Here is a 25,050-nt window from a genome sequence, read left to right as displayed (position 1 = left end):
AATCGCGTCGGCCGGGCCGTCGAGGGGCGTGGGCGGCGGTTACTCCGCCTCGTACCGGGTTCCGTGGGGGGCGCCGGTGCCCGGGTCGCCGTACTGGGGGGCGCGATCGTCGGCGGCGGGCCACTGGGGCGCCGCCGACCACTGGTCGGGCTGCGGGACGCTGTGCGCCATCGGCAGCGAGGTGTCCTGCACGCCGGGCATCCGCACCTGCATGGGGTTTCCACGTGCGACGACCTTGGAGCGGCGCCCCCTGGCCTTGGCCGGCTTGTCCCAGCTGCCGTCGCCGAGGATCAGGACCGGGTCGAACATGACGATGGCCGCGGCGAGGATGAGGAAGATGATCGGACCCAGGAGCATCGGCAGCAGGAGCGACGAGCCCTCCTGGCCGCTGACGGTCGGGGCCGACTCGATGCTGTTGTGGAGATGGACGCTCACGGCGGCCATGCCCGTGTAGTGCATGCCGGTGACGGCGAGGCCCATGACGAGGCTGGCGCCGAGCGTGTGGATCAAGCCCTGCACGGAGACGGCGGCCCACAGCGCGGCGGTCGCCGCCACGAGGGCGATGATCACGGACAGGGTCACGGTGAACGCGTTGTAGCCGAGCTCTCCGTTGAGCTGCATCGCGAACATGCCCAGGTAGTGCATGGTCGCGACGCCGAGGCCGGTGATGGAGCCGCCCACGGTGAGGGACGCTCGCGTGGCACCGCGGTGCCCGACGATGAAGACGCCCGCGGAGACCACCACGATGGCCACGAGGAGACTGAGCACGGTCAGCGGGATGTCGTAGGTGATGGGCGTCTCCGCCACGGAGAAACCGGTCATGGCGATGAAGTGCATCGTCCAGATGCCGCAGCCCAGGGAGGCGGCACCCAGGGCGAGCCAGCCCAGCCTCCATCCGGGCTCGTGATGCACCGTCCGCACCACACAGCGCAGCCCCAACGCCGAGCCCACACAGGCCATGACGTAGGCGGCCACCGGTGTGACCAGCCCGTAGCTGAAGCCGTCGATCGTGCCGTTCATCCGCTCCCTAACGCTTTACCGCTTGCATACGAAGGACATTGAGCCCTTTCCATGGTCGCGATAGCAAATTCTCAGGCCGTTGTTGGTTGAAACTTGCGCGATCGTTATCGATCTAGCGCGGGCGCCCGCTCCCGGGGGTCGGACGGGGCCGGATCTCCGTGGTGTCCCGGATGCGGGACCGGGAATTTCGAACGGCCCTTCCGGCCTTGTGCAATGCGGTGCCGCGTCGCTGTGAGGGCGGGGCGGACGGATCGCCGGCGGCGCGTGAAGCGGTGCCTGTGCGAGTCTGACGAGGACTAGGAAGAAGGGGTGCGTGCGATGAGCCGGAACGAGGAGAAGGCGCTGCTGGCCGGTGGCTGTTTCTGGGGCATGCAGGAACTGATCAGGACGTTCCCGGGTGTTCTGGACACGCGGGTGGGGTACAGCGGCGGCGACGTGGCCAATGCGACGTATCGCAACCACGGCACGCATGCCGAGGCGATCGAGATCACCTTCGATCCCACGAAGACCGACTACCGGACGATCCTGGAGTACTTCTTCCAGATCCACGACCCGTCGACGAAGAACCGGCAGGGCAACGACATCGGTCTCAGCTACCGGTCCGCCATCTTCTACGTCGACGACGAGCAGAAGCGGGTCGCCGAGGACACCATCGCGGATGTCGACGCCTCGGGGCTGTGGCCGGAGAAGGTCGTGACCGAGGTCGCGCCGGCCGGCCCGTTCTGGGAGGCGGAGCCGGAGCACCAGGACTACCTGCAGCGCTATCCCGACGGCTACACCTGCCACTTCGTGCGTCCGAACTGGCGGCTGCCGAGGCGCGCGGAAGCCTGAGCGGGGGCTGACGTCCGCGGCCGCGTCGGCCGCGGACGTCGGCCACGAGCCCGTGCGGGCCGCGGGGACGGGGCCGTGCCCGCTCCGGCCGGAGGCGGGGGCACGGGCGCCACGAGTTCGCGCGGGCCGCGCGGGTGTCGTGTTCCCGGGTCGGTCGCGGATGCGTCCCCGCCCCCGCTTGCCGCTCGCGTGCGGGCGTTCCGCTTCCGGCGCGGCCAGGGCACAGGCCGTGGACTCGGGCGCGGGTGTCCCGTTCCGGGTCCGGTCGCCGGTACGGGCCTCGGGGCCGCGTCGGTCGCTTGCGGAGGTCACTCGCCCGCGAGGCCGGCCGGTGTCCTTCTCCGGTGACGGCGGCTCAGTTCCCGGCCGCCCCGGCCGTGCGTGGCCGACGGCGGCCGGTCCTCGGCGGACGGTGCGGCGGGTGGTCATGACCCCGGCCGCCACCGCCGTGGCGGCCAGGACGGCCGAGGCGGTCACCGGCGCGTGTTCGGCCGCTGTGCGCGCGTCGCCGGACACCCCCGGACGGACACCGCCGACGACCGCGACACCGACCGCCCCGCCGAGCTGCTGCACGGCGTTGAGCAGACCGGCGGCCGAACCGGTCTCCTGGGTGCGGCCGACCTCCGGGGAAACGGAGATCGTCGCGATCATCCATACCGCCCCCGCCGGTCCGGACGCGCACGCGCTGCTGCTGCGTGACATCCCCCGCACCGCCGGGATCACCGCGGTGTCGGCGCACTGCCTGCTGCACACCTACCTGGGCGGCCCGATGGCCTGGCGTGGCCGGATCGACGCTCTGGACGCGGACCAGGAGGCGCGCCTGCGCGCCGGGCCCACCGTCCCGGACGCACCGGATCCCGGGGACCCCTCCGGCGCCGTCGCCTCCGCCCACCTCCTCACGGACGCGGACCGCCTGCTGGTCTCCGCATTGCGCGAGGACGCGCGCCTCAGCCACACGGAACTGGCCGCCGCCACCGGCACCACCGCGTCCACCGCGGCCCGCAGGCTGGCCGAACTGCGGGCGCGCGGCGCGGTGTTCTTCGACGTCGACATCGATCCGGTGCTGCTGGGCGTGACGGTGTCGGCGCTGCTCTGGATGCAGGTGGCCCCCGCACGGCCGGACACGGTGGCGACAGCGCTGGCCGGCCACGACGAACTCGCGGTGGTCGCGGCGACGACCGGTCCGACGAACCTCGTCGCCCACGCGCCGTGCCGTGACGCGGAGGCCCTGCACCACTGTCTGACACGCCGGGTGGCCTGGGACGTCGTCACACGGATCGAGGCGGCGCCGGTGCTGCGTACCTACAAGGCGGCCACGACGCTACGTCCGTGCTGACCTCCGACCGTGCCGATGAATCAAGGGCGAGCGTTCCGCAGGTCATCGACGAACGTTCCGCCCGAACCTGGTCACCCGTGCGCGGACCTTTTGGTCACGCATGGTGAAGGACGGCGCACCGTTTACCGGACGTACTCGTCCCGGACCGCGAACCGTCGAGGCACCTTCATAGCGTCGCCACGCGCGGGAGGCAAGCGGCGCTCACTCGATGGTGTGGTGCCGCACCACAGATTGAGTGGCGGTCCTCGAAAGGCGTAGTGTCATATGCCTGTTGCCCAGGGCAGATGGGCAACTCGCAGGCGGGGGCCAGGGGAGAGGACGGCATCACGAGATGACGAGCACCGACTGGAGCGATCGAGGATTGTGCCGTACGGCCGATCCTGACGACTTGTTCGTCGAGGGCGCGGCGCAGAACCGGGCCAAAATGCTGTGCATCGGCTGCCCCGTGCTCACCGAATGCCTCGCCTATGCGCTGGACCACCGCATCGAGCACGGCGTCTGGGGAGGCATGACCGAGCGTGAGCGTCGTGCTCTGCTGCGCCGCCGGCCGACGGTCACCTCCTGGCTGCACCTCCTGGAGACGGCCCGCATGGAGCACGAACGTTCACAGGACGCCGCGGCCGCCGTGCCCAGGGCGAGCTGACCTTCCGCGCACAGGGGCGGGACAGGCTTTGGCCTCTGGAGCGTGTACCGGTTCCGAGGACGAGACCGGCGCCCGGCCCGCCGCAGGAGAGCGGAGACCTCCGGGCGCGGGATCGTGCCCGTCGTGGTGACGGGCGCCGACGTCATGCTCGTCGGCTTCTTCTCCGCCAAGGAGAAGGACTTCGCCGCGCTCATGGACGCGGCGGCGCTGCGGCTGACGGCGTGCGGCGCCCGGGTCGTCGGGCGGATCGTGCAACGGCGTGGCGTCTCGGACGGCGGGGCCCGGAAGATGGCCCTGCCGTACTCGTCGCGCACGCTGCTGAGCTCCGGGAAGGTCCGTGAGGTGGCTCAGAGCTGCGAAAGGGGCGATGCCGACCTGGTGGTCTTCGTCGCCTCCTTGACGGGGCGGCAGCAGCACGTGCTGACAGGGACGCTAAGGGCTGTCCCGTAATCCCCGGCGGGCGCACGACGACAGCTACGGCTCCCCCAAGCTCTTCGAGCAGGGGGTACCCCCACGCCGCGTTGTCGGATCGCCCGAATACGCCCAGTATGAGGACGACCCTCCGCCTTGCGATGCACCGCATCTGACGCCGCGCGCTGATCCACCGGGGATTACGGGACAGCCCTTAGGCCGTCCCGTGATGAGTCTTTCCGACGTCCGCGCCGTCGGCTGAGCCGGCACGGCACTCGATGCCGGAGCCCGGTGCCGCCCGTGAGTTCCGCGTCCGCCCGCGCTCGACGCCCTGGTGGATCCCGCGTCGGCGAACTCCCGCTGTACCGGCTCACGGCGGAGACCCACACCGGGCCGGAAGCGGCTCAACGAGACAGAGCGCCGAAAAGGACTGAATTCCAAGAAGCCGCCACGCATGCGATTTTACAGGCCGTCGGCAGCGATTAAATCAAGCCAGTTGTGTGATCTGACATTGTGTGCGAGGGCGTGAACTGTCACCGTCATGCGCGGAAAGACAGCCCGATCATGATTTTCGAAGACCTCAACTCCCTTTCTGCGTAAGGCCGTTGGTGGGCAATCGTGCCCACCTGGCCGAAATGTCAATTTCTCCGCCATTTACCGGCCACCGGCCTGAGGTGAGCGTCTGCCGGGCGGGCGAGACCTTCCATGAACGACACGTCACGGCAGTGTGCGGTTTCGGGTCGGCCGACCGGTTCGACGGTGATCCGCGCATTCGGCGAAGGAGATGTCTCGAAGTCATGAGAACGATTTCATTTCGTGGTGACACCGACAAAGCACTCATCGGGCATCGGGGCGCCACGGGCGCGAGACCGGGGTGGAGGGTCAGGGCCGGGGTCTTCGCCGCTACGACGGCACTCCTCTCGGCGGGCACCCTGGCCGGGGCCGGTCCGGCGTCGGCGGCACCCGCGGCGATCAGGCTGACCTCCTCGTCCTGTCCCGGTGTGATCCAGCAGGGCCAGGTGAGCGGCTGCGTCACGGAGTTGCAGAACCTGCTCAACGCCCACGGCGCCGGCCTGGCGGTGGACGGCAGCTTCGGGGCGAAGACGCTCTACGCGGTGCGCGAGTACCAGTCCTCCACCGCGATCGCCGTGGACGGACTGGTGGGGCCCCGGACCAAGGCCAAGCTGTACGCGACCGGTGGTTCGGCCCCGGCGCCGGTCAATCTCAACTCCTCGTCGTGCCCGGCGAACGTCGTCCGTGGGAACAGGGGCGGCTGCGTCACCGAACTGCAGCGGCTGCTGCGCCACTTCGGCTACTCGATCGACGTGGACGGCGATTTCGGACCGGCGACCGACAGCGCGGTCCGTGACTTCCAGTCCACGCACGGCCTTTCCGCCGACGGCCAGGTCGGCGCGAACACCAAGCGGGAGCTCTACGACACCGACGAGTCGCCGTCCACCGCCCTGGACCTGCGATCGGCGTCCTGTCCGTCGAACATCGTGGAGGGACAGAGCGGCGGTTGCGTCGCGACGCTGCAGGCCCTGCTCAACGGCAAGGGGCAGCACCTCGACGTGGACGGCCAGTTCGGTCCCCTGACCCTGGCCGCCGTGAGGTCGTTCCAGTCCTCGGCGGGCCTTTCCGTCGACGGCGAGGTCGGGCAGAACACCAAGGCCGCGCTGTACTCGAACATCAGCACGGGCGGCGGCAGTGGCGCACCGGCGCCGATCAACCTGAACTCCGGCTCGTGCCCGGCCGACATCGTGAAGGGCCGGCGCGGCGGCTGCGTCACCGAGCTACAGAGCCTGCTCAACCATCACGGGGCCGACCTCGCCGTCGACGGCGACTTCGGTCCGCTGACCGACAGCGCGGTGCGGGACTTCCAGGCCGAGAAGGGCCTGTCGGTCGACGGCCGGGTGGGTCCGAACACCAAGGCCGCTCTGTACGGCGCGGTCACCCCGCCGTCCTCGCCCGCGCCCGGCGGCGGGTACGGCAAGATCCTCGACGTGGCCGCGGCCGAGGTCGGCACGGTCGAGGGGAGCGCCCGGGCGAACAGCTACGGATCGGCCGTGGGCCTGTCGCTGTCCACCAGCAACTACGCCTGGTGCGCGACGTTCGTGAGCTGGGTGGCCAGGCAGACCGGGGCCAGCTCCTACCGCAACTCGTACGTCGTGGGCTGGGTCAAGCAGGCACGGGCCGGCAACTACCATCTCTCGGTGACGACGAATCCGCAGCCGGGCGACATCGTGGCCTTCGACTGGAACGGGGGCAACGACTACACCGGCGGGCACGAGCACATAGGCATCGTCAGAACGGTGAGCGGCGGCTCCTCCTTCACCACCGTCGAGGGCAACACCGGCAACCCCGACGGCGGGTCGGACGGCGTCTACGTCAAGTCCCGCAGTACGAACAGTGGGTACGACGTGCTGTTCATCCGGGTCCGCTGACCGGCCGCGTGACCGGCCGGCCGTCTCCGGGCCCGGGGGGCCTGTGTGCCGAGCCTCACCCCCGGGCCGAACCGTCGCCCGGGGCGGGCCTTCCCGCTAGGCTCACGAGCCCGACTCGCCCCGTCGCGCCGGAACACGGCGGCCGGCACCGCTCCTCGGGCGCCGACGGGCACCGACACCCACGTCCGCGTACCGACACCCCTCACAGAGGTCCGATGCCCACCCTCAAATTTGGCAAGTACCTGACATTAGCGACAGCGGCTCTCCTGCTGCTCGCCACGGCCCCGGGAGCGGTCGCGGCCGCTCCGAAGGCCGCGGACGGCACACGGGCGGTTCCCGCCGCCGCGGCCGAGACGTGGAAAGCGCCGCTCTCCACCCGCGGACGGTACATAGTGGACGCCGACGGCAACCGTTTCCGGCTGAAGTCGGCCAACTGGGACGGCGCGCAAGGTTCCTGGACGGGCAGCGGCAGCAAGGACGACCCGGCCAACCAGCACGCGGGCCAGAACTCCTACGGCATCCCCCTCGGCCTGGACCGGGTTTCACTGCCCCGGCTGCTCGACGACTTCCACGAGCTGGGCGTCAACAGCATCCGGCTGCCCTTCTCCAACGAGATGATCCACGCGACGACCCCGGTGCCGGACGTCGCCGTCACGGCCAACCCGGAGCTGCGCGGCAAAACGCCCCTGCAGGTCTACGACGCCGTGGTCTCGGCGCTCACGCGGAGCGGGTTCGCCGTGATCCTCAACAACCACACCAACACCTCGCGTTGGTGCTGCGGCGTCGACGGCAACGAGCGCTGGAACAGCAGTCAGTCCACCCAGCAGTGGGCGGACGACTGGGTCTTCATGGCCCGCCGTTACGCCGGTGACCCACGGGTGGTGGGCGCCGACCTCTACAACGAGGTGCGCCGCGACATCCTGGACGACCCCAACTGGGGCCTGGGCGACGCCCACGACTGGTACGCGGCCGCTCAGCTCGCCGCGGACCGCATCCTCTCCGAGGCCAATTCCAACCTCCTCATCGTCATCGAGGGGATCAACTGGACCGGCCTGCCCGTCGACGGGTTCGCGCACGGCCGCCCCACCCTCACCCCGGCGCGCAACCTCTCGCACACCCTCGTCGCCGCCCACAAGCTGGTGTACTCCGCGCACTTCTACGGATACACCGGCCCCAACCACAGCGGGGCGACCGGCATCGGCGAGACCCACGACGCCCGCTACCAGGACCTCACACGCGACCAGCTCTACCAAGTCCTGAATGACCAGGCCTTCTTCGTCTCCTCCGAAGCGAACCAGCACTTCACCGCTCCCGTGTGGATCAGCGAGTTCGGCATCGGTTCCGGCGAGACCGGCGCGGCCGCCCGGACCTGGTTCGGCAACATCACCGACTACTTCGCCGACCACGACGTCGACTTCGCCTACTGGCCGCTCGTCGGCTGGGAGGGTCACGACGACTGGTCGCTGCTGCGCTACGACACCTCGGGCAACCGGTACGGGATCCTCGACGGGTCCGACTGGCGCGGCACCGCGTGGAACCGGCTCATGACCGCCCCGACCCGTACCGGGTCCGTTCCCGAGGTCCCCGGCTGGCGCATGCTCGCCACCGATCACGGTGATTACGTGCAGTCGCTCCGGGTGCGCGCGGGCGGTGACTGGAACCCGGGCGCGTCCAAGGCCGTCTGTCCCGACGGCGAGCGGCTGATCGGTCTCGGTCACAGCGGTGTCCGCGCGCTGTGCACCGACGTCTCCACCGGCGACCTCCGCTCCTCCGCCGGCACCCAGACGGTCGTCACCGACGAGCGCCATGTCCCGGCGGGCGGCGACTGGGCCTCCGGGTACACCAAGTTGCAGTGCCCCGCGGGGAACTTCCTCATCGGCTACAGCCGCCGGGGCGGACGGACGTCGGCGGCCCTGTGCGTTCCGGCGGCCGGCTCGCTGGCGGGCGCCGGGAGAACCGTGTGGTTCGACCGGTCCGACAACCGGCCCCCCGGCGCGGCCGGGGGCGACTTCGCGAACGGCGACTACAAGGGCCAGTGCGCCGATGACGAGTACGCCGCCGGAATCGCCTTCACGACCCGCTTCGGCGCCAGTCAGGGCCCGGCCGCCCTGCTGTGCCGCAAACTGAACTGATCGCGACCCGGCCGGCGCCGACGCGGTCCGCGCACCGGGGCGGACGACGCCCGGGCCGCGCCGTGCCGTGAAGGACGTATGGCCGCACCGAAACCGCCGGGACCCGGCAGACCGAGCCCACGCGTACGGGCCGACCGGGTCCCGGCGGTGTTTCCGGTGGCGTTCACGCGCATCCCCGCGCGTCGGTCCATGGGACGGACGGGCGGGGTCCGGACCCGGGCGGGGGCGTCTCAGAACCGCCGGGCCGACTCCTCCGCGTGGGCCATGCGCCGCAGGCTCAGCAGCACCGGTTCGTACAGCACCGTGAGGGCGACGGCCGCCTCGATCTGCCCGGCCGGAGTCGGCTGTTCCTCGACCATGTCCAGGTCGGTGACCGCCAGTTGTGCCGCCAGCCGCCCGTACGGCAGCAACTGCTCGGTGTCGCAGGGGTAGCCGAGCCGGACCAGCGCGGCGACCGAGTCGATGAGCCGCCGGTGGGCGGGGTTGAGCATGTTCACACCGGGGTCGCAGGACCAGCCCAGCCGCTCCAGCAGCGCCTCCACCGAGCGGCAGGCGGTCGCCACCGCCGGATCGTCCTCGTCGGGTCTCTCGGCGCAGGGCAGCGCCCTGGTCGCCGCGCCCAGCCGCAGATGGTGGTCCAGGGACTCGTCCTCCGCGGCGGCGATCACCTCACGCGCGTCGGCCACCGAGACTCCGCCGATCTGGATCAGCGCGCGCACCAGGCGCAGCCGTCGCAGATGCTCCTCCCCGTACTCGGCCTGGGTGGCGGAGATCCGACGTCCGGGCTGGAGCAGCCCTTCGCGCAGGTAGTACTTGATCGTGGCGGTGGACGCACCGCTGCGCTCGCTCAGCTCCGCCAGTCGCATGCCCTCGCACCCTCCGTCGCTCTTGCGCGCCCTATCGGACAGTGGCACTATCCAAGCATGGATCGTGTCACTATCCAACACGGGAACGGGGAATCTCATGGGTAATGCACCGACATCCGGGCGACGGGTCACGGCCGCCGCCAAGGGCGACGTCGTCGTCTTCCTCATCGGCATGCGGATCAACCGCTGGCGGGCGGTCCGCCACTGGCTGCCGGCCCTGACGGCGATGCCGCGCATGCTCAAGGAACTCTCGCGCAACAGCGACAGCGGGTTCCTGGGCCACCGGGGACTGGGCGGCGGCCCGCGCGTGTTCACCGTCGCGCAGTACTGGGAGTCGCGCGAGAAGCTGCTCGCCTACGCCTCCGACCAGTCCGGGGAGCACCGTCCCGCGTGGGCGGCGTTCAACCGCCGTCTGCGGAGCAGCAAAGGCAGCGTCGGGGTCTGGCACGAGACGTACATCGTCCCGGAGGGGTCGTACGAGTCGATCTACGTCGACATGCCACCGGCCGGTCTGGGCGCGGCATGGGGGGTCGAGCCCGTGGAACGGCGCGGGGAGCGGGCGGCACAGCGACTGGCCGGCGGGGCTTCTTAGCGGGAGTACCTGTCGCAGGGGCTGGGCTTCGGCTCGGGGACGACCTGCTGGCGTCGTCTTGCCGCGTGGAACGAGGCCGGCGTGTGGGATCAGCTGCATCTGGTGCCGCTGCGGAAGCTGCGGGCCGCCAAGAAGCTGGAATGGCGCGTTCTGCCACCCGTCGGAGAACGCCCGGGCCGGAGCCGTGTTCCACGTCTCGTTCGGCGATGACCGGGCGGACCCGGCACGGGCAGCAACGGCTCGACGAGCGATCACAGTTCATCCGACACGATCCACGGCCTCGACTGACGTTTGCCCACGACCGGACCAACGACCACCGAAGCCGAAAGGCACATGATCAGCAGCTCCTGTCAGGGCCTTTCACGGTCCCCGCTCTCACCAAGAGGATCATGAGACAGACGCACGGGCGCGCCGGATTCGACCTTCTCCGCCACCGCGTCCTCCTGCCCTGACAGATACCCGGCGTCACCACCGACTACGGGCCAGAGCCGAACGACGTTCGGCACACTTCGAAGAGCCCGCTCCGCGGCGGGCTCTTCTGCGTGTCCGCGCCCGGCTGTCCGCCTCGACCGCAGGCCGGCCGAAGAACGGCCGCGGGTCAGCCGGAGGTCCGGGCGGCCAGGTCGTTCAGGGCGGCTGCCAGAACGGGGCCGATCTCCGCCAGGGAAGCCGGTTCCATGAGGGCGTCGTGATGGGCGGCCACCACGGTGTTCCTCAGACGGCCGGTCACGTGCGGGTACCAGGCCGCATGGGTGGCTCCGTTGGCGGGGCGGCTGCGGTCCGCCGTGAAGAAGAGCATGTCTCCGTCGAAGCGGGCCGCCACCGGCTCGCGCAGGAGGTGTACGTGGCGGGTGTAGATGTCCGGCAGTGCCGTCAGGGCCTCGGGGGCGAAGCCCGACACCGTGCTGTCCGCCGCCTGGAGCCGTTCGACGAACTGGGCGCGGCCCAGCGTGCCGTCACCGAAGGCGGCCGGTGCGAGGCCCAGGCTGGTCAGCAATTCGGCCAGCAGGTCCGGCTCGTCGAGGGAGTCCGCCAGCTCCTGCCACTCGGGCGGGTAGGAGTCGAGCAGGGCGAGCAGGGCGACCTCCTCGCCCTGCTCCTGCAGTCGGGTGGCAAGGGCGTGCGCCACGTTTCCGCCGAACGACCAGCCGAGCAGGTGGTACGGCCCGGCAGGCTGGACGCGACGGATGTGCTCCAGGTATTCCTCGGCCAGGTCGGTCATCGACTCGGCCGTCGGCCGCCCGGCCAGGCCGGGAGCCTGGAGTGCGTACAGCGGCTGGTCCGGGGCGAGGTGGCGGGTCAGGCCCGCGTAGGACCAGGCGATGCCGGTGGCCGGATGCACACAGAACAGCGGGGGCCTGCTGCCCCGGGTGCGCAGCGGGAGCATGATGTCCGGCTGCTCCCCGCCCTGCACGGCGCCCAGGGAGTCGCTGAGCAGCGCCACCGTGGGTGCCTTGATCAGGTCGCCTATCGAGAGGTCGGCGCCGAGTGCGTCGCGGATCGCGACGACGAGCCGCATGCCGAGCAGGGAGTGGCCGCCCAGTTCGAAGAACCCGTCGTCGATGCCGACCGCCGGAAGCCCGAGCGAGTCGGCGAACAGCGTGCAGAGCAGCTTCTCCTGCGGTGTGCGGGGCCGACGGCCCTGTTCCGGTGCGGTGAGGCCGGCAGGAGCGGGCAGCGCCTTGGTGTCGAGCTTGCCGTTGGCCGTCAGCGGGAGCGAATCCACCAGGACGAACGCGGTGGGGAGCATGTACTCCGGAAGCGTGGTCGTCATGTGGCGGCGCAGAGCGGCGGGGGACACGGAGGGCCCGTCCCCGACCACATAGCCCACCAGGCGTCGGTCACCCGGCCGGTCCTCCCGTACGACGACGGCGGCCTGGGCCACACCGGGAGCGGAGCGGAGGATTGCCTCGACCTCCCCCAACTCGATCCGGAATCCCCGGATCTTGACCTGCTGGTCGGCCCGGGTGACGAATTCGAGCTCGTTGTCCTCGTTGTACCGCACCAGGTCTCCGGTGCGGTACATCCGTGACCCGGCGGGACCGTGCGGATCGGCCACGAAGCGCTCCGCGGTCAGCCCGGGGCGCCCCAGGTACCCCCGGGCCAACCCGGCGCCCGCTACGTACAGTTCACCGGTCACACCCGTCGGCACGGGTCGCAGCCGGTCGTCCAGGACGTAGGTACGGGTGTGGTCCAGCGGGGTGCCGATGGGAATGGCGCTCCGGTAGTCGTGTGGGGTCCGCAGGCGGTGGCCGGTGGCGAACGTGGTGGTCTCGGTCGGTCCGTACCCGTTGTTCACGACCGTGTCGGGGCAGAACTCGGCGACCTGCCGCATCGCGACGGGAGAGGCCGCCTCGCCGCCCGTCCAGATCTCGCTGAGCCGAGCGAGGGTCGAGCTGTCCTCCTCGGCGATGAGGTTGAACAGTGAGGTGGTGAGGAAGGCGGCGGTCACCCGGCCCTCGCCGATCACCTTGCCGAGTACGTCGATGTCCAGGTCGCCCGGGGGCGCCACGACCACCTCTCCGCCCGAGAGCAGCGGCACCCACAGTTCGTACGTCGATCCGTCGAAGGCGAGCGAGGAGTGCAGGAGAACCCGGCGGTGGTCCCCGGCGGCGAAGGCCGAGTCGGTGGCCAGCTCGGCGACGTTGCGGTGGGTGACGGCGACACCTTTGGGGGTGCCGGTGGAACCGGACGTGAACATGGTGTAGGCCAGCCCGTCCGGGTGGACGGGCGGCTGCGCACCGGCCGGTGCGGCCGGCTCGTTCGTCGTTCCCGCCAGCAGATCGGCCAGCTGGATCACCTTGCTGACCCGCGGGAGGTCCAGGTGATCGGTGGTGCGGTCGGTGATGACGAGCGGAGGCTCGCACGTCCTCAGGATGGTCTCGACCCGGGACTTCGGGTACCGGGTGTCAAGCGGGACGTAGGCGCCTCCCGCCATCAGCACGCCGAGGACGACGGCCACCAGGTCGACCGAGCGATCGAGGAAGAGGACCACCGGGGTCTCGGCCCGTACACCCTCGGCTGTCAGCCGTCGCGCCAACCGGGTCGCCAGGGAGTCGAGTTCCGCGTAGCCGAGGGTCTCGTCGCCCATGCTCACGGCCGTCGCGTCGGGGGTACGGGCGACCTGTGCCCGGAACAGGTCCGGGAGCGTACCCGCGGCCGACGGGCGTTCCGCGGTGCGCCATCGGCGCTCGAACTCCCCTTCTTCCTCTTCGGTGAGCAGGGGCAGTTCACCGATCGCCGCGTCCGGCGTCGCGGTCGCGCACTCGAGCAGCCGCACCAGGTGCGCCGCCATCCGCTCCACCGCGACCGCGTCGAACAGGTCACTGTCGTACTCGAAGTACGTCCGAACCGCGCCCGCCTCCTCGACGAAGCTGAGCATGACGTCGAACGCCGCCGTGGGGTTCGGCAGCGGGCGCCGGCGCATCGTGAGGCCGTCGGCGACGGTGCCGCTCTCGCCGTGCTCCCAATGGTTGATCACCATCTGGAACATCGGGTGACGGTCGGCCACGCGCGGCGGATTCACCTCCTGGACCAGCCGTCCGAACGAGGTCCCCTGGTGCCTCAGCGCCTTGACGACCTTGGAACGGACCTGCTGGACCAGCCCGTCGAAGGAAGTGTCCGGTGCGATGCCCACACGCACCGGCAGGGTGTTCACCAGCAGCCCGACCACCTCGTCGGTGCCCGGCATCATGCGGCTGGAGAGCGGCACACCAAGGGTGAGGTCGGTCTCGGCGGTGTAGCGGTGCAGCAGGGTGAACGCGGCTGCGGCCAGGGTCATGAACAGGGTCGCGGAGTTCTCCCCGGCCACCTCACGCAGTCGTACGGCGAGTTCCGCCGGAATGTCCCGGCGGTGGCTGACCGCCCGACGGGCGCGGTCCGGTGGTGGTGTACGCATGAAGGGGAGTTGCAGCGGCGGCGGAACGGTCCGGAACTCCTCCAGCCAGTACGCCAGGGACCGTTGTGCACGAGGCCCGTCACACCTCTCCCGCTCCTGGAGGACGTACTCGGTGTAGCTCAGGCCGGGCGAGGGAACCGGGGCCCCGTCAGGACCTGCTTCGTACAGGGCGGTGAGATCGCGGACCAGGATGTCGCAGGAGGCGCCGTCCGAGACGATGTGGTGCATGACGAAGAGCAGTACATGGCGCTGCTCCGCCGAGCGGTAGAGCGTCGCACGGAACAATGGTCCCTCGTCGAGCCGGAACGGCTGCTCCTGCTCCACCGCGATCAGCCGGTCGAGGGCCGCTTCCGCCGCCGTGGGCACCTCGACCTCGGCGATCTCCAACGGCACGGTGGGCGAGGTGAGTTGGACGGGTGTTCCGGACTCCTGCACCAGGCGGGCGCGCAGTGCGGCATGCCGGCCGGTCAGCTCTCGCAGCGCCCACGTCAGACGGCGGCGGTCCAGGAGGCCGTCGAGGTGGAGGGCGAAAGAGACGTTGTGGGCGGTCGGCCCGGACCCCTCGATGAGCCAGAGGCCCTCCTGCGCGGGCAGCAGCGGCAGCCGCTCCTGTGCCGAGGTGCCCGGCACGGTGTTCGCGGTGGTGTTCACGCGAGTTCTCCCCAGAGACGGGCGGTGACGTCGTCGAGCACGGCGAACCGCTGGTTCAGGCGTTCCATGACGGCGCCGGAGCCGGTCGCCTCGTACCGCAGGGCGAGAACGCCCAGGGCCCGCCAGTGCCGGATCGCCTCCTCGCAGAGCGCCTTCGCCTCGTCGGACGCCCCGGCCGCCTCCAGGGAGCGGCCCAGCAAGGTCAGACTGGGCACGGAATAGAGGACCGTACTGTGGATGAAGAGGCGCCTGGCACCGAATTCGGTGCTGCGGCCGGGGTCGTCGAAGCACTCCACACAGAGCCGCTGGTAGTCCTTGACGGCATCGCGGAACCGGTCCTCCGTCGCGAAGCGGCGAGCCTGCTCGCGAAGGCTGCTCGCGAGTACGTCCGGCCCCTTGGACTCGTCCGCCCCGGTGACGACGTAGAAGAAGCCCATGCAGTCGTGCGCGTCGCTTTGGATCCGGTCGCTGATGGCCTTCTCGAATTCGGCGAAGTCCAGCCGGGCCCGGCAGCTGAAACGCTCCGTGTCGACCACCATGCAGTCGAAGACACGCAGGTCGGAGACGTCTTCGGCAACCTCATCGATCACGATGGAGTGAAGGTAGGGGCTGGTACGCCCGTAGACCTCGGCGTAGCCCAGGTGGGAGGTGTTGACCCAGACGACCGCCCCGCCGAACCGGTCGACCAGGTCCTTCAGCTGGGCTCCCACATCTCCGTACGAAATGGGTACGGCCTCGAGTCCGAACCCCATGCGGCGCATACCCAGGACGCCGGCCTCCTCGACCGGGAAGATGTACTCGGGATAGCCCGATTCGTCGAGACCGGCCTGGAAGAGATACGCGTCGCCCTGCTCGAACAGGCTCTGTTCGGTAATGCCGCGGCCCTTCATTCCGGCCAGGGCGCTGAAACTGCCGGTGAAGCAGTTCACGGCGAATTCGGGGTACTGCTCGATGATATGGCTGTTCATCAGGGCCTTCCTGGCCTGTCGTCGGGGGTCGGCGGTCCGTACGGCCGGCCCCCCGAACGGAGAAGAGTGAGCGGCTCCTGCGAAACCGCGGCGGCGACGGCACCCGAGTCCCGGGCGGTCCACCCGCGCACCTGCCACCGGGCGTCGTCGGTGCCGGATCCCGCTGTGCCGGATTCTGCTGTCGTGGGCCCGAACAGGGACCCGTGTCCCGCCTTCACCAGCGCTTCCTTGCGAACCCAGCGGCGAAGGAGGGCGAGTGCGGGATCTGCCGCCGTGCGGACGGCGGCGGCCCCCGCGGGGCCGAGGACCCGTTCGGCGAGGCGTGGGTCGAAGACGAAGCCGGCCGTGGTCTCCACATCGACGCCCACGGCCGAACGCCCGGCGGCCGCCGCGACCGTGCCCCTGGTGTGCGAAAGGCTCACCGACAGACCGGGATGGTCCCTGACGTACGGCTTTCCGTGGTCCGTGGCGCCGCATCCGGGACACCGCTGTTCGATCACGAGAGACCCGGGCGGTACCCGGGCGAGCCGGGCCGCGCAGATCCGTACCAGAAGGTGAGCCGCCACGTAGTCGAGCCGGTCCGCGTCGGTGAGGAGAGCGGCGCGGGCTTGTTCCTGGAGAGTCAGCCGTGTGTCGTACGAGCCGATTCCGCGGAGCACGCCGCGGCTCTCCTCGACCATCATCAGCGCACCGGCCACCGTCAGTGGCCCATGCCCATTCCGCCGTCGACCGGCAGGACCGCCCCGGTGATGTAGCCGGTCCGGTCACTGGTCAGGAACTCCGTCGCGGCGGCTATCTCTTCGGGCTGTGCCATCCGGCCGAGCGGGATCCGGCCGATCAGCTTCTGCTGCTGTTCCTCGGAGAGCACCGCCACCATGTCGGTGTCCGTGAGCCCCGGTGAGACGACGTTCACCGTGATGCCATGGCCGCCGAACTCCCGGGCCAGGGAGCGGGCCATTCCGATCAGCCCCGCCTTGGAGGCCGCGTAGTTGGCCTGCCCGGCCTCCCCGGAGAGGGCCACGACGGAGGAGATGAAGACGATCCGGCCGAAACGGCTCCGGATCATGCCGCGTGCGGCGTGCTTGGCGGCGAGGAACGCCCCGGTGAGGTTGGTCCGCAGCGTCGCCTCGAACTCCTCCTCCGTCATGGCGTACAGCGGCTTGTCCCGGGTGATACCGGCGTTGACCACCAGGATCTCGACGGGGCCGTGCGCCTCCCCGGCCTCCTTGACGGCTCGCTTGACGTCCTGGGAGCTGGTCACGTCGCACCGTACGGGGAGGGCTCCGTCCGGGCAGTCACCCGTGCGGTAGGTCGCGGCGACCCGGTCGCCGCGCTCGACCAGGCGTTGCGCGATGGCACGGCCGATCCCCCGGTTGCCGCCGATCACCAGAGCGGATCGTGACACGGTTTCCTCATTTCGCAGACGGGTGGGGAGGGGACGGCGAGGTGACGGGGGACGCGGCGGGTCCGGTTACGGACCGGGGACGCATGTCGGTCCAGTGCCGGTCGATGTGGTCGACGCATTCCTGCCGGGCGGCCGCGCCGAAGGCGATCCGCCAGCCCGCCGGTACCGCGAGGTGTGCCGGCCACAGGGAGTACTGGCTCTCGTCGTTGACCAGGACCAGGGTGGGCCGGTCCGCTTCGTCAAACGGGTTGGACATCGCCTTCGGGTCTCCTCTCCGGCTCCGGTTCCGGCTTCACGAGCCGGTTCTCGCCCGATGTGGCGGCCCGGCGGATGCGCCAGAAGTAGAGCGCGCCCATCACGCCCTCGAACAGTGAGTACACGGCCCAGATCAGCACCAGCACACCGGAGCGGTCCCGGTTGGCCAGCGCGATGATCAGGATGGTCGGCACGCTCAGCCCCCAGACCACCGCGATCCGGCTGAGGAAGACGAAACGGGTCAGTCCGAAGCTCTCCAGCACGGCGCCGCCGAACATGGAGAACATGAAGGCCAGCGAGTACATCCAGAGCACCCGCGAGGTGTCGACCGCCGTACTCATCGTCGCCGGGTCGGCGCCGTCGAGGCCGAACGGGGAGAGCAGCAGAGTGGGCAGGAAGATCTGGAAGAAGGCGACGGTCAGGACGTACAGCGAGCCCACCGCGAGCGTGGCCCGCAGGATGAGCGGCACGCGCTCGTGCTTGTTCTCGCCGACGGAGTTGCCCGACAGGATGCTGCACCCGATGCCCAGGCCGATCAGCGGAATGATCGCCACGTAGTTGAGCGAGAGAGCGACGTTGTTGGCGGCCAGCGCGACCGGGCCCAGGAGGCCGGTGATCCACACGAAGGACGTGTGACCCATCTCCTCGAGACCGCTGGAGCCGCCCGACGGGGCGCCCTTGCCCAGCCGCGCTCCGATCAGTGCCGGGATTTTGCGGGCGCCGTTGCCGAGCAGCCGGGTGAACCCGGAGTAGAACGTGCCGGGCAGACACACCACGTAACCGGCGAACATGACGGATACGGCGATGAACGTGGCGATGCCCGAGCCGCGCATGCCGAGTTCGGGCAGTCCGAACTTGCCGAAGACCAGGCCGATGCACATGACGACGCCGAAGGCCTGGCCGATCAATCCCACCACCATCGGTACCCGTGTCCTACGGGTGCCGTTGAAGTACGAGGCCAGCGCCATGTTGATGGTCATCACGGCGCCGAAGCGGGCCGACCACTCCAGGAACACCGACTCCAGCGCGACGCTGTCGGCCGGCCGGTTGCTGAGCTCCGGAATCCTGGTGATCAGCGGAGTGGCGAGCAGCAGCAGTACGGCCAGCCCCACGGCGAGCAGCACCCCGGTGGCGCCTTCGTCGGCGGTCCCGTCGCTGTCGCCGCGGCCGTGTGCCTGGGCGACGTACGACCGGGTGATGCCGGCGATCCCGGTGACGAACATGATGATCGTCATGCCGGTGAAGACGGCCGGGCCCGAGGCGATGAGGGTCGCCTCCGAGTAGCGTGCCAGCGCGATGCGGTCGACCAGCATCATCACCAGATTGCCGGCCATGCCGAACATCAGGGGAAGGGAGACCTGGACCACTTCCCGCACTATGGACGGGTCGGCCCAGGCACGGAGCGCCTTCATGCCGTGGCTTCCGCGACCAGTTCGGTCACGCTCTTGACGAGGTTCTCGCGGGACGTCAGGTCGAAGGGGAAGACCTCGCCGACCTCGAGCATCGTGTCGAGGCGCTCCTCCACGGCGACCAGGAACCGCATCTGGTCGAGCGAGCTGACGATGATCTCGGTCGGCGGGGCGTTCTCCGGCACATCCCGGGCTGCCGCAAGTTGCGCGAGCAGTTCGTCCACGATGGCTTCGATGTTCTGCATTGCTGACAATTCCTATGGTTGGTGGTGGGTGGCACACCCCTGCCGGTGCGCCACCCGGAGTCGGTCGGGTCAGGGAAGCAGGCCGTACGCCTTGAGCGCGTACGCGAGCCGGTCGAGCCCGATGCCCGCGCAGCAGGTCGCCTCGACCTTGCCGCCCTGGCTCAGCCCGAAGGAGTCGACGAACGCCGCGCCGTGCGAGTTGACACTGGCCACGGAGAGTTCACCGTGCTCCATCGGGATCCGCACCTCGAACTTGCTGCCACTCATCAGCTGGGCGTTGCGCGTGAGCGTGGGGTCGTCGCCGAAGAAGGCGTCGGACGCGCTGACGATACGGTGCGGAAGGCCGAGCGCCGCGAAGAGCTCGGTGTACGCCTCCAGGAGGCCCCGGAAGTACGTGGCGACCTCCTCCTCCGTGCCCATGCCGACGAGTTCGTACATGGTGAACTCGGCGAGCCGCGTCGCGGTGTGGTTGTGCGACTCATGGCGGAACACCGGGCCCTCGATACCGAACATGCCGGCCGCGTGCCGCTCCATCAGCGTCTGCGCCTTGGCGTACACGTGATAGCAGGTGACCGGGTTGAGCACCATGTCCGACGCCACGTAGAACGACGCCAGCGCGTCGTCCTGACCGGGCCGGAGCTGGGAGACCGAGACACCGTCCCAGTAGTCGGACCTGATCCGGGACACCGCGTTCACCAGGTTCGGGAACTTGCGGTAGTACCCGGCCTTGACCAGGACGTCACGCGAGATCAGCGCGGACGCCCGCAGCTGCGGCACGTCGAACCGGTCCGCCAGGTGCCCGCGCACCAGGGCACGGGTGGCGTCCATCGCGTCGGCCCAGTCGGGTCCCTGGAGGTACGCTCCGGGCCCGACCTCCATCCGGTCGTCGTGCGGCAGAGCGCACTGGGCATCCGGACGGCCGGCGTTCTCGGCGACGACCTTGCTGGGCACCTCACGTTGACCGCGCAGGAAGTGCCGTACGACATCTCCCAGTTCCTTCTCGGAGAGGTCCGCGGGCACACTGACCGTGAATCCCGGGTCGGCCTCGGTGACGGTCGCGCCGCCGTAGAAGAAGACGAGCGCCTTCCTCAGCTCTTGCAGGGCCGCCTCGTCGGTCGCCCGCTTGTAGTGAAACTCCATCAGATGAGCTGCCGCATCGGAACGAAGTCCGTGAGGAGGATGGCGCGCTCGCCCGGGCCCTCGCCGGTGCCCTTCCTGATCGGACCGACGTAGTGGCTGACCAGCTTGTCGGTGATGCCGTACGCCTCCAGCGGGCGGGTCAGCTCGAAGGAGGCCATGACCTCGTCCTCGGGCACCTGGTGGGGCTGCATGCCGCGGTACTTGGGCGGGGCGATGACGTTGTTGCCGCCCTCCGCGTTGCGCCGGTACATCAGGTGGGCGAAGACGAACGGCTCGCCGTCCTGGTGCAGTTCGTTCGGGGACGAGACGGCTTCACCGCCGTCCTCGTCGATCGAGAGCTTGATGAAATGAACGCCGACGTGCAGCGGCCAGACCGCGTCGACGTCGTTCCAGCGGGTCTGCTGGAAGTCGAAGTCGATGATGTCCAGCAGCAGTTGGTTGTTGCGGCCCCGCTCACTGATGGCGGGAAGGTTGCGCACCACGCCCGGGTATTCGGGATTGTGGTCACCCTGGTAGTAGCCGTTCATCCCCTCACGCGACTGGTCTTCTGTCGCGGGAATCCAGCTGAACTCCTTGGACCACGGCAGGTACAGGCCGCGGGCGTATCGACGGTAACGCCCGGAGCCCGCGGCGTACGGGTCCTCCGGGAGGTCGTCGTACTCTCCGGCCAGCGCCCGATAGTTACTGTCGCTCTCCGTGACGCCGAAAACTTCGGCGAGGTTCCACTTATCGAAACCGTTTTTGGAGAGTTCCGATTCCAGTACGGACACTATTCAAATCCCCCTAGAGGCAAAGCGTTTCAACGCTCCAAGATGATCATGGTTGTGGACTTTTGTAAATGCTCTGTGATCATGGTCACTGGAGTTGGTTCGCCCTCTGTGCGACTGCTACGGTTGCGCCGATCGGACATCCATGTTGTGTCGGATTCGTGAAGGGCCGGGGGGCATAGAGTGATTCAGGGGATCCTTCCTGCGCGGGTATTCGGTGAAGAGCTCTTTGTTGACCTGCCGTCAGCGGCTCTCTATGCTGCCGAAGCCGACGCGCTGGGCGCGGTATCGGATGGACGGCGAATGGAGTTCGCCTCCGTCCGGCATTGTGCGAGACGGGCGATGGCCGGGCTCGGCCTTCCGGCGGTGCCGGTCGTTCCGTCTCAGGGGGGTGCCCCGCAGTGGCCCGCCGGCGTCGTGGGCAGCATGACCCACTGCTCGGGCTATCGGGCTGCGGCACTTGCTCACCGCTCTGACCTGCACAGCATCGGCATCGATGCCGAACCGCACGGGCCGCTGCCCGACGGAGTCCTCGGTAAAGTGGCACTGCCCTCGGAGCGTGCCCACTTGCGCGAACTCTCCGAGGGCGAGCCTCGCGTCCACTGGGACAAGGTTCTCTTCACGGCGAAGGAATCGACGTACAAGGCTTGGTTCCCATTGACCGGGCGCCCACTCGGATTCAAGGACGCGGAAATTATCCTGGATCCGGAACGGGGAGCATTTGATGTCCGCCTCCGCAAACAGGGCCCATTCGTCGGCGAGCGCGAACTGAGCGGTTTCAGTGGGCGTTGGACCGTAGAGCGCGGCCTTGTCCTGTCAGTTATCACAGTTTCAACCATTGGGGAGTTTCTTCATGTCGAACGCAATTGACTCCAGGATTTCGGATGTTCTGCGCAGCGTCGCCGAGCGTCCCGACTCATTCGAAATTTCAGGTGACCAGCGACTGAACGCCGACCTCGGAATCGACTCCCTGAAGTTCATCGACGTCATCGTTCATGTGGAGGCGGCATTCGACATCGAGCTCGGGGACGACTTCTCGCGTGACCTGGTGACGGTGGCGGACCTCGACACGTACATCGCGGGCATCGCCGCCAAGTAATCGCACCTGCTGCTCCTGCCGTCCGGCATCAGCGGCTTTGCCATGGAGAGACACGTGTTTGAGTTCAGCCTTGACCGAGTCGCGATGTGTGCGGTGGATCAGGAACAGCCACCGGGCGAGCCCCCCACAGGCGTGCCGGAGGACTTCCACCTTGTCGTCGGAACCGCCGGCGACCAGTTCCGTGACTGGTTCACCCGGCTGTGTCTGTACCTCGTACTCCAGGACGAGTACGAGCGCGAGAGCGGCGAGACGGTGATCATCGGGACCGAGTACGGGAACTTCGGCGCCATGGCGGGGCTGCAGCGCACGGCGGCGGCCAAGGGCCGACTGATGTCGGCCCAGTACTTTCCCAATGCCCTGACCAGTTCCGCGTCGGCCTTCGTCAACCTGGCGATCGGCGCCACCGGCCGGAACATGACCCTGAACGCCGCTCAGCTCACTCCGGTCGTCACCCTCTGGCAGATGCTGGTAGCACTCGGCAAGGGCAGTTCGTCGACGGGCCACCTCCTGATCGGCGATGTCTACTCCCCGGAGGCCCTGGGGGACGCGAGGCGCGAGGACGCCGGACTGCCCTGTGCATCCGGTGTCACGCACGCCCGGTTGAGCACGGGCGACGACTACTCGGCGAGCTTCGACTTCTGGCAGGAGGACACGTCTTCGACCGGGTCCTTCCCGGCGGGCGGTCGGGCATGGGTCGTAGCGCGGGGGGAGGGCGTCGTGGAGACCGCCGAGCCGAAGGAACACCTGGGCAGGAACGGGGCGTTCATCACCGCCGAGTTCCTCCGGATGCTGCAAGGGCTCGGCCCTGGCGGGAGTGCGGTCGTCGAATGCCGTGCCACGTCCGGCAAGCGCGCCAGTGTGACCGTAACGAAGAGGAGTTCGTGATGAGCCGAGGACCTGAATCCGTATTCGTCACCGGTCTCGGAGCGATCTCACCGGCCGGAGCGGGCAAGGAGCGTCTCTGGGACGACCTGTGCACCACGACGGCCCGCTTCGAAGAACTGAAGCCGATCTACCCGGGCATGAAGCCGGGCATCCTGAGCGGCCGCGTCCCCGAATCGGCCCGCGTACGCGCCCAGGAACTCACCGGCCACCGCCCGTCGTACGGGACCGCCCGCTCGGCTTCTCTGTTCGCCGAGTACGCGGCGCTGGAGGCACTCGGCGATGCCGGATTCACCCCCGGCCACCCGGCACTGCGCAACGCCGTGGTGTGCGTCGGCAGCAGCGACGGCCAGGCGGACGCCCTCGAGGACGTCGTCGCCGGCCGGTGCGACCCCGCCGACTCGGGCGGCTACTCCAGCTACTCCATCTCGGACGACGTCGCCCGCGCCGTCGGCTCGGTCGGCCCCACCTTCACCGTGCACAACACCTGTGCCTCGGCCAACGTGGCGCTGTCGTGCGCGCTGGAGATGCTCCAGGCCGGGGTGGCCGACACGGCGGTCGTCGGCGGCGTCGACCCGTATTCCGAGAAGAACCTGATCGGTTTCAACACGCTGCAGGCGATCGGTCCTCATGCCTGTCGTCCGTTCGCCAAGGACCGGCGGTACGTGACGCCTTCCGAGGGCGCCGGCTTCCTCGTCCTGCAGACCGAGCGGTCCTTGACGGGCGCCCGTTCCCCCTACGCCGAGCTGCTGGCCTCCGCGGTCAACAACGACGCCAGCCACCCCACGGCCCCGGACCCCGAAGGCGTCGCGTCCTGCCACCGGATGGCACTCGCCCAGGCAGGCCTCGAAGAGTCCGACATCGACGTGATATTCGCTCACGGGACAGGCAGTCGCGCCAACGACAGCATCGAAGGTGCGATTTTCCAGGAGCGCTATCCCCAGGCGGCGATCACCGCCATCAAGGGAACCGTCGGTCACTTGATGGGCGCCGCCGGAGCGGTGGGCGCCGTGGCTTCCTGCATGGCCCTGGAGCGTCGCCTGGTGCCGCCGACCAACATCGGCCACGAGGACGTGGAGCTGGACATCAACCTCGTCACCGGTGCCCCGCGGTCCCTGCCCGGGCTGCGCCACGTACAGAACAACGCCTTCGGCTTCGGCGGCAACAACGCGATCAGCATCTTCCGGAGCATCACGTGACGGACGAGCACCACGTGACGGACGTCCTGGGCGAGGGATCTCCACTCCGGCTGACCACGGACGGCCCGCTGGCCGTCCTGACGATGGACAGCCCTCCGAAGAACCTCTTCGACGCCCCGATGTGGGAGGCATGGAAAACCGCACTGAAGTGGCTCGGTGACCATCCGCCGCGCGGGCTGCTGATCCGGGCCGAGGGCACGGTCGTCAGTGCCGGCGTCGATGTCGAGGTCTTCCGTCAGATGTCGCCGGACGACGCCGAGTCGTTCTGGGCCGAGCAACTGGCCATCACCCAGGCCCTGCAACAGCTGCCGTTTCCCACCGTGTTCGCGGCGCACTCCATGACGCTCACGGCCGCCTTCGAGCTCGCGCTCGCCTGCGACCTCATCGTGGCAACCGGCTCGGCGCGCTTCGGCCTCGTCGAGCGGGTGGTCGGGTTCACCCCCGCCATGGGCGGCACCCAGCGGCTCGCGGAGCGTGCGGGGCCGGGCCGGGCCCGCGAGGCGGTGATGACCGGCAAGCTCTACCGGGCGACAACCCTGGAACGCTGGGGAGTCGTCAACGAGATCTTCGAACTGGCCACGTTCCAGGACGATGCCCACGCTTACGCGATGGAACTGGCCACCGGACCCACCGTCGCGCACGCGGCGACCAAGCAGGTCGTCGCGCACTTCCTGGCCGGCGGCACCGGGGCGGCGGACGCGGCCCTGCCGGGCATCGCCGCGGAGGTGTCGAGGAGCGAGGACCACCGTCGCTCGGTGGAGGCCTTCCTGACCGAAGGGCCGGCGCACCGGACCGCCTGTCACGGCCGCTGAGCACGTGACGTGATCCATGTGACGGAGACCCACATGTCGGACAGA

Annotated in this window: 23 protein-coding genes and 1 pseudogene; 13 read left to right on the top strand and 11 right to left on the bottom strand. The window is 69.3% G+C overall.

Translation table 11 applies throughout. The features are described from left to right. Window positions 1–39: 39 nt before the first annotated feature. Window positions 40–1,020: an MHYT domain-containing protein gene (locus tag CW362_RS00760; protein WP_103547266.1), complete on the bottom strand. Its 981-nt coding sequence runs from the start codon at window positions 1,018–1,020 to the stop codon at window positions 40–42. A gap of 318 nt (window positions 1,021–1,338) precedes the next feature. On the opposite strand from CW362_RS00760, the gene msrA reads away from it, so the two are divergent. The 6 genes from msrA (at window position 1,339) to CW362_RS00730 (ending at window position 8,817) form a co-directional block, all read left to right on the top strand. After that, window positions 1,339–1,851: a peptide-methionine (S)-S-oxide reductase MsrA gene (gene msrA / locus CW362_RS00755; RefSeq protein WP_103547265.1), complete on the top strand. Its 513-nt coding sequence runs from the start codon at window positions 1,339–1,341 to the stop codon at window positions 1,849–1,851. Window positions 1,852–2,278: 427 nt separating this feature from the next. Further along, entirely contained in the window at window positions 2,279–3,187 is a 909-nt protein-coding gene (locus CW362_RS00750) for an Lrp/AsnC family transcriptional regulator (protein ID WP_103547368.1), read from the top strand. A gap of 331 nt (window positions 3,188–3,518) precedes the next feature. Next, window positions 3,519–3,830 carry a WhiB family transcriptional regulator gene (locus CW362_RS00745; RefSeq protein WP_103547264.1) on the top strand — a complete coding sequence of 104 codons (312 nt, stop codon included), beginning with the start codon at window positions 3,519–3,521 and terminating at the stop codon, window positions 3,828–3,830. A gap of 123 nt (window positions 3,831–3,953) precedes the next feature. Beyond that, a complete protein-coding gene (locus CW362_RS00740) occupies window positions 3,954–4,280 on the top strand; it encodes an HflX-like GTP-binding protein (protein WP_240657589.1) in 327 nt (108 codons plus the stop codon). Window positions 4,281–5,038: 758 nt separating this feature from the next. Next, window positions 5,039–6,685 (top strand): peptidoglycan-binding protein, encoded by a 1,647-nt coding sequence (locus tag CW362_RS00735; protein ID WP_103547263.1) that lies wholly within the window; start codon window positions 5,039–5,041, stop codon window positions 6,683–6,685. A gap of 215 nt (window positions 6,686–6,900) precedes the next feature. Then, window positions 6,901–8,817, top strand: coding sequence for a glycoside hydrolase family 5 protein (locus tag CW362_RS00730; RefSeq protein ID WP_103547262.1), 1,917 nt, complete (start codon window positions 6,901–6,903; stop codon window positions 8,815–8,817). 230 nt (window positions 8,818–9,047) lie between these two features. On the opposite strand, the gene CW362_RS00725 is transcribed toward CW362_RS00730, so the two are convergent. Next, entirely contained in the window at window positions 9,048–9,683 is a 636-nt protein-coding gene (locus tag CW362_RS00725; protein ID WP_103547261.1) for a MerR family transcriptional regulator, read from the bottom strand. A 97-nt stretch (window positions 9,684–9,780) separates the two neighbouring features. Between CW362_RS00725 and CW362_RS00720 the strand changes: the two genes are divergently transcribed. Continuing rightward, entirely contained in the window at window positions 9,781–10,275 is a 495-nt protein-coding gene (locus CW362_RS00720) for a DUF4188 domain-containing protein (protein WP_103547260.1), read from the top strand. Window positions 10,276–10,281: 6 nt separating this feature from the next. Continuing rightward, window positions 10,282–10,419 (top strand): annotated as a pseudogene (locus CW362_RS44275) (IS5/IS1182 family transposase); the annotation flags it as partial. Window positions 10,420–10,873: 454 nt separating this feature from the next. Here CW362_RS44275 and CW362_RS00710 read toward each other — a convergent pair. From CW362_RS00710 to CW362_RS00675, 9 genes are all read right to left on the bottom strand, one after another. Next, window positions 10,874–14,824 carry a non-ribosomal peptide synthetase gene (locus tag CW362_RS00710; RefSeq protein WP_162683924.1) on the bottom strand — a complete coding sequence of 1,317 codons (3,951 nt, stop codon included), beginning with the start codon at window positions 14,822–14,824 and terminating at the stop codon, window positions 10,874–10,876. Further along, on the bottom strand, window positions 14,821–15,792 hold the full coding sequence (locus CW362_RS43150; RefSeq protein ID WP_162683923.1) for a hypothetical protein: 972 nt from the start codon (window positions 15,790–15,792) through the stop codon (window positions 14,821–14,823). Before CW362_RS43150 ends, CW362_RS00710 begins: the two co-directional genes overlap by 4 nt. Next, on the bottom strand, window positions 15,792–16,451 hold the full coding sequence (locus CW362_RS00705; RefSeq protein WP_162683922.1) for a 4'-phosphopantetheinyl transferase family protein: 660 nt from the start codon (window positions 16,449–16,451) through the stop codon (window positions 15,792–15,794). The genes CW362_RS43150 and CW362_RS00705 overlap by 1 nt, the downstream gene beginning before the upstream one ends. Before the next feature lie 41 nt (window positions 16,452–16,492). Next, entirely contained in the window at window positions 16,493–17,197 is a 705-nt protein-coding gene (gene fabG, locus CW362_RS00700) for a 3-oxoacyl-ACP reductase FabG (protein ID WP_103547256.1), read from the bottom strand. 7 nt (window positions 17,198–17,204) lie between these two features. Further along, window positions 17,205–17,453 carry an MbtH family protein gene (locus CW362_RS00695; RefSeq protein ID WP_103547255.1) on the bottom strand — a complete coding sequence of 83 codons (249 nt, stop codon included), beginning with the start codon at window positions 17,451–17,453 and terminating at the stop codon, window positions 17,205–17,207. Next, window positions 17,437–18,864 (bottom strand): MATE family efflux transporter, encoded by a 1,428-nt coding sequence (locus tag CW362_RS00690; RefSeq protein WP_206300813.1) that lies wholly within the window; start codon window positions 18,862–18,864, stop codon window positions 17,437–17,439. The genes CW362_RS00695 and CW362_RS00690 overlap by 17 nt, the downstream gene beginning before the upstream one ends. Next, window positions 18,861–19,106, bottom strand: coding sequence for a hypothetical protein (locus tag CW362_RS00685; protein ID WP_103547254.1), 246 nt, complete (start codon window positions 19,104–19,106; stop codon window positions 18,861–18,863). Before CW362_RS00685 ends, CW362_RS00690 begins: the two co-directional genes overlap by 4 nt. Before the next feature lie 69 nt (window positions 19,107–19,175). Further along, on the bottom strand, window positions 19,176–20,246 hold the full coding sequence (locus CW362_RS00680) for an aminoacyl--tRNA ligase-related protein (RefSeq protein ID WP_103547253.1): 1,071 nt from the start codon (window positions 20,244–20,246) through the stop codon (window positions 19,176–19,178). Beyond that, window positions 20,246–21,016: a 2OG-Fe dioxygenase family protein gene (locus tag CW362_RS00675; protein ID WP_240657588.1), complete on the bottom strand. Its 771-nt coding sequence runs from the start codon at window positions 21,014–21,016 to the stop codon at window positions 20,246–20,248. Before CW362_RS00675 ends, CW362_RS00680 begins: the two co-directional genes overlap by 1 nt. Window positions 21,017–21,196: 180 nt before the next feature. On the opposite strand from CW362_RS00675, the gene CW362_RS00670 reads away from it, so the two are divergent. The 5 genes from CW362_RS00670 to CW362_RS00655 all read left to right on the top strand — a co-directional run bounded on the left by CW362_RS00670 (window position 21,197) and on the right by CW362_RS00655 (window position 25,005). Then, window positions 21,197–21,883: a 4'-phosphopantetheinyl transferase family protein gene (locus tag CW362_RS00670; protein ID WP_162683921.1), complete on the top strand. Its 687-nt coding sequence runs from the start codon at window positions 21,197–21,199 to the stop codon at window positions 21,881–21,883. Next, window positions 21,867–22,112, top strand: coding sequence for an acyl carrier protein (locus tag CW362_RS00665; protein ID WP_103547250.1), 246 nt, complete (start codon window positions 21,867–21,869; stop codon window positions 22,110–22,112). The genes CW362_RS00670 and CW362_RS00665 overlap by 17 nt, the downstream gene beginning before the upstream one ends. Before the next feature lie 93 nt (window positions 22,113–22,205). After that, window positions 22,206–22,997 carry a hypothetical protein gene (locus CW362_RS43145; RefSeq protein WP_162683920.1) on the top strand — a complete coding sequence of 264 codons (792 nt, stop codon included), beginning with the start codon at window positions 22,206–22,208 and terminating at the stop codon, window positions 22,995–22,997. Next, a complete protein-coding gene (locus CW362_RS00660; protein ID WP_162683919.1) occupies window positions 22,997–24,193 on the top strand; it encodes a beta-ketoacyl synthase N-terminal-like domain-containing protein in 1,197 nt (398 codons plus the stop codon). The genes CW362_RS43145 and CW362_RS00660 overlap by 1 nt, the downstream gene beginning before the upstream one ends. Beyond that, the gene (locus CW362_RS00655) at window positions 24,190–25,005 is read left to right on the top strand and encodes an enoyl-CoA hydratase/isomerase family protein (RefSeq protein ID WP_240657587.1); all 816 of its coding nucleotides are present in this window, start codon (window positions 24,190–24,192) and stop codon (window positions 25,003–25,005) included. The genes CW362_RS00660 and CW362_RS00655 overlap by 4 nt, the downstream gene beginning before the upstream one ends. Window positions 25,006–25,050 lie beyond the last annotated feature (45 nt).

The organism is Streptomyces populi, assembly GCF_002911015.1.
Taxonomy (GTDB): Bacteria; Actinomycetota; Actinomycetes; order Streptomycetales; family Streptomycetaceae; genus Streptomyces; species Streptomyces populi.
Note: the sequence above shows the minus strand (reverse complement) of the source record. Positions and strands in the feature narration are given on the sequence as shown.

What these genes read in the sequence shown, in the direction of transcription:
- CW362_RS00760 (WP_103547266.1), bottom strand. Translation starts at nt 1,020, where the DNA reads ATGAACGGCACGATCGACGGCTTCAGCTACGGGCTGGTCACACCGGTG.
- msrA (WP_103547265.1), top strand. Translation starts at nt 1,339, where the DNA reads ATGAGCCGGAACGAGGAGAAGGCGCTGCTGGCCGGTGGCTGTTTCTGG.
- CW362_RS00750 (WP_103547368.1), top strand. Translation starts at nt 2,279, where the DNA reads ATGACCCCGGCCGCCACCGCCGTGGCGGCCAGGACGGCCGAGGCGGTC.
- CW362_RS00745 (WP_103547264.1), top strand. Translation starts at nt 3,519, where the DNA reads ATGACGAGCACCGACTGGAGCGATCGAGGATTGTGCCGTACGGCCGAT.
- CW362_RS00735 (WP_103547263.1), top strand. Translation starts at nt 5,039, where the DNA reads ATGAGAACGATTTCATTTCGTGGTGACACCGACAAAGCACTCATCGGG.
- CW362_RS00730 (WP_103547262.1), top strand. Translation starts at nt 6,901, where the DNA reads ATGCCCACCCTCAAATTTGGCAAGTACCTGACATTAGCGACAGCGGCT.
- CW362_RS00725 (WP_103547261.1), bottom strand. Translation starts at nt 9,683, where the DNA reads ATGCGACTGGCGGAGCTGAGCGAGCGCAGCGGTGCGTCCACCGCCACG.
- CW362_RS00720 (WP_103547260.1), top strand. Translation starts at nt 9,781, where the DNA reads ATGGGTAATGCACCGACATCCGGGCGACGGGTCACGGCCGCCGCCAAG.
- CW362_RS43150 (WP_162683923.1), bottom strand. Translation starts at nt 15,792, where the DNA reads ATGAACAGCCATATCATCGAGCAGTACCCCGAATTCGCCGTGAACTGC.
- CW362_RS00695 (WP_103547255.1), bottom strand. Translation starts at nt 17,453, where the DNA reads ATGTCCAACCCGTTTGACGAAGCGGACCGGCCCACCCTGGTCCTGGTC.
- CW362_RS00690 (WP_206300813.1), bottom strand. Translation starts at nt 18,864, where the DNA reads ATGAAGGCGCTCCGTGCCTGGGCCGACCCGTCCATAGTGCGGGAAGTG.
- CW362_RS00685 (WP_103547254.1), bottom strand. Translation starts at nt 19,106, where the DNA reads ATGCAGAACATCGAAGCCATCGTGGACGAACTGCTCGCGCAACTTGCG.
- CW362_RS00680 (WP_103547253.1), bottom strand. Translation starts at nt 20,246, where the DNA reads ATGGAGTTTCACTACAAGCGGGCGACCGACGAGGCGGCCCTGCAAGAG.
- CW362_RS00665 (WP_103547250.1), top strand. Translation starts at nt 21,867, where the DNA reads ATGTCGAACGCAATTGACTCCAGGATTTCGGATGTTCTGCGCAGCGTC.
- CW362_RS00660 (WP_162683919.1), top strand. Translation starts at nt 22,997, where the DNA reads ATGAGCCGAGGACCTGAATCCGTATTCGTCACCGGTCTCGGAGCGATC.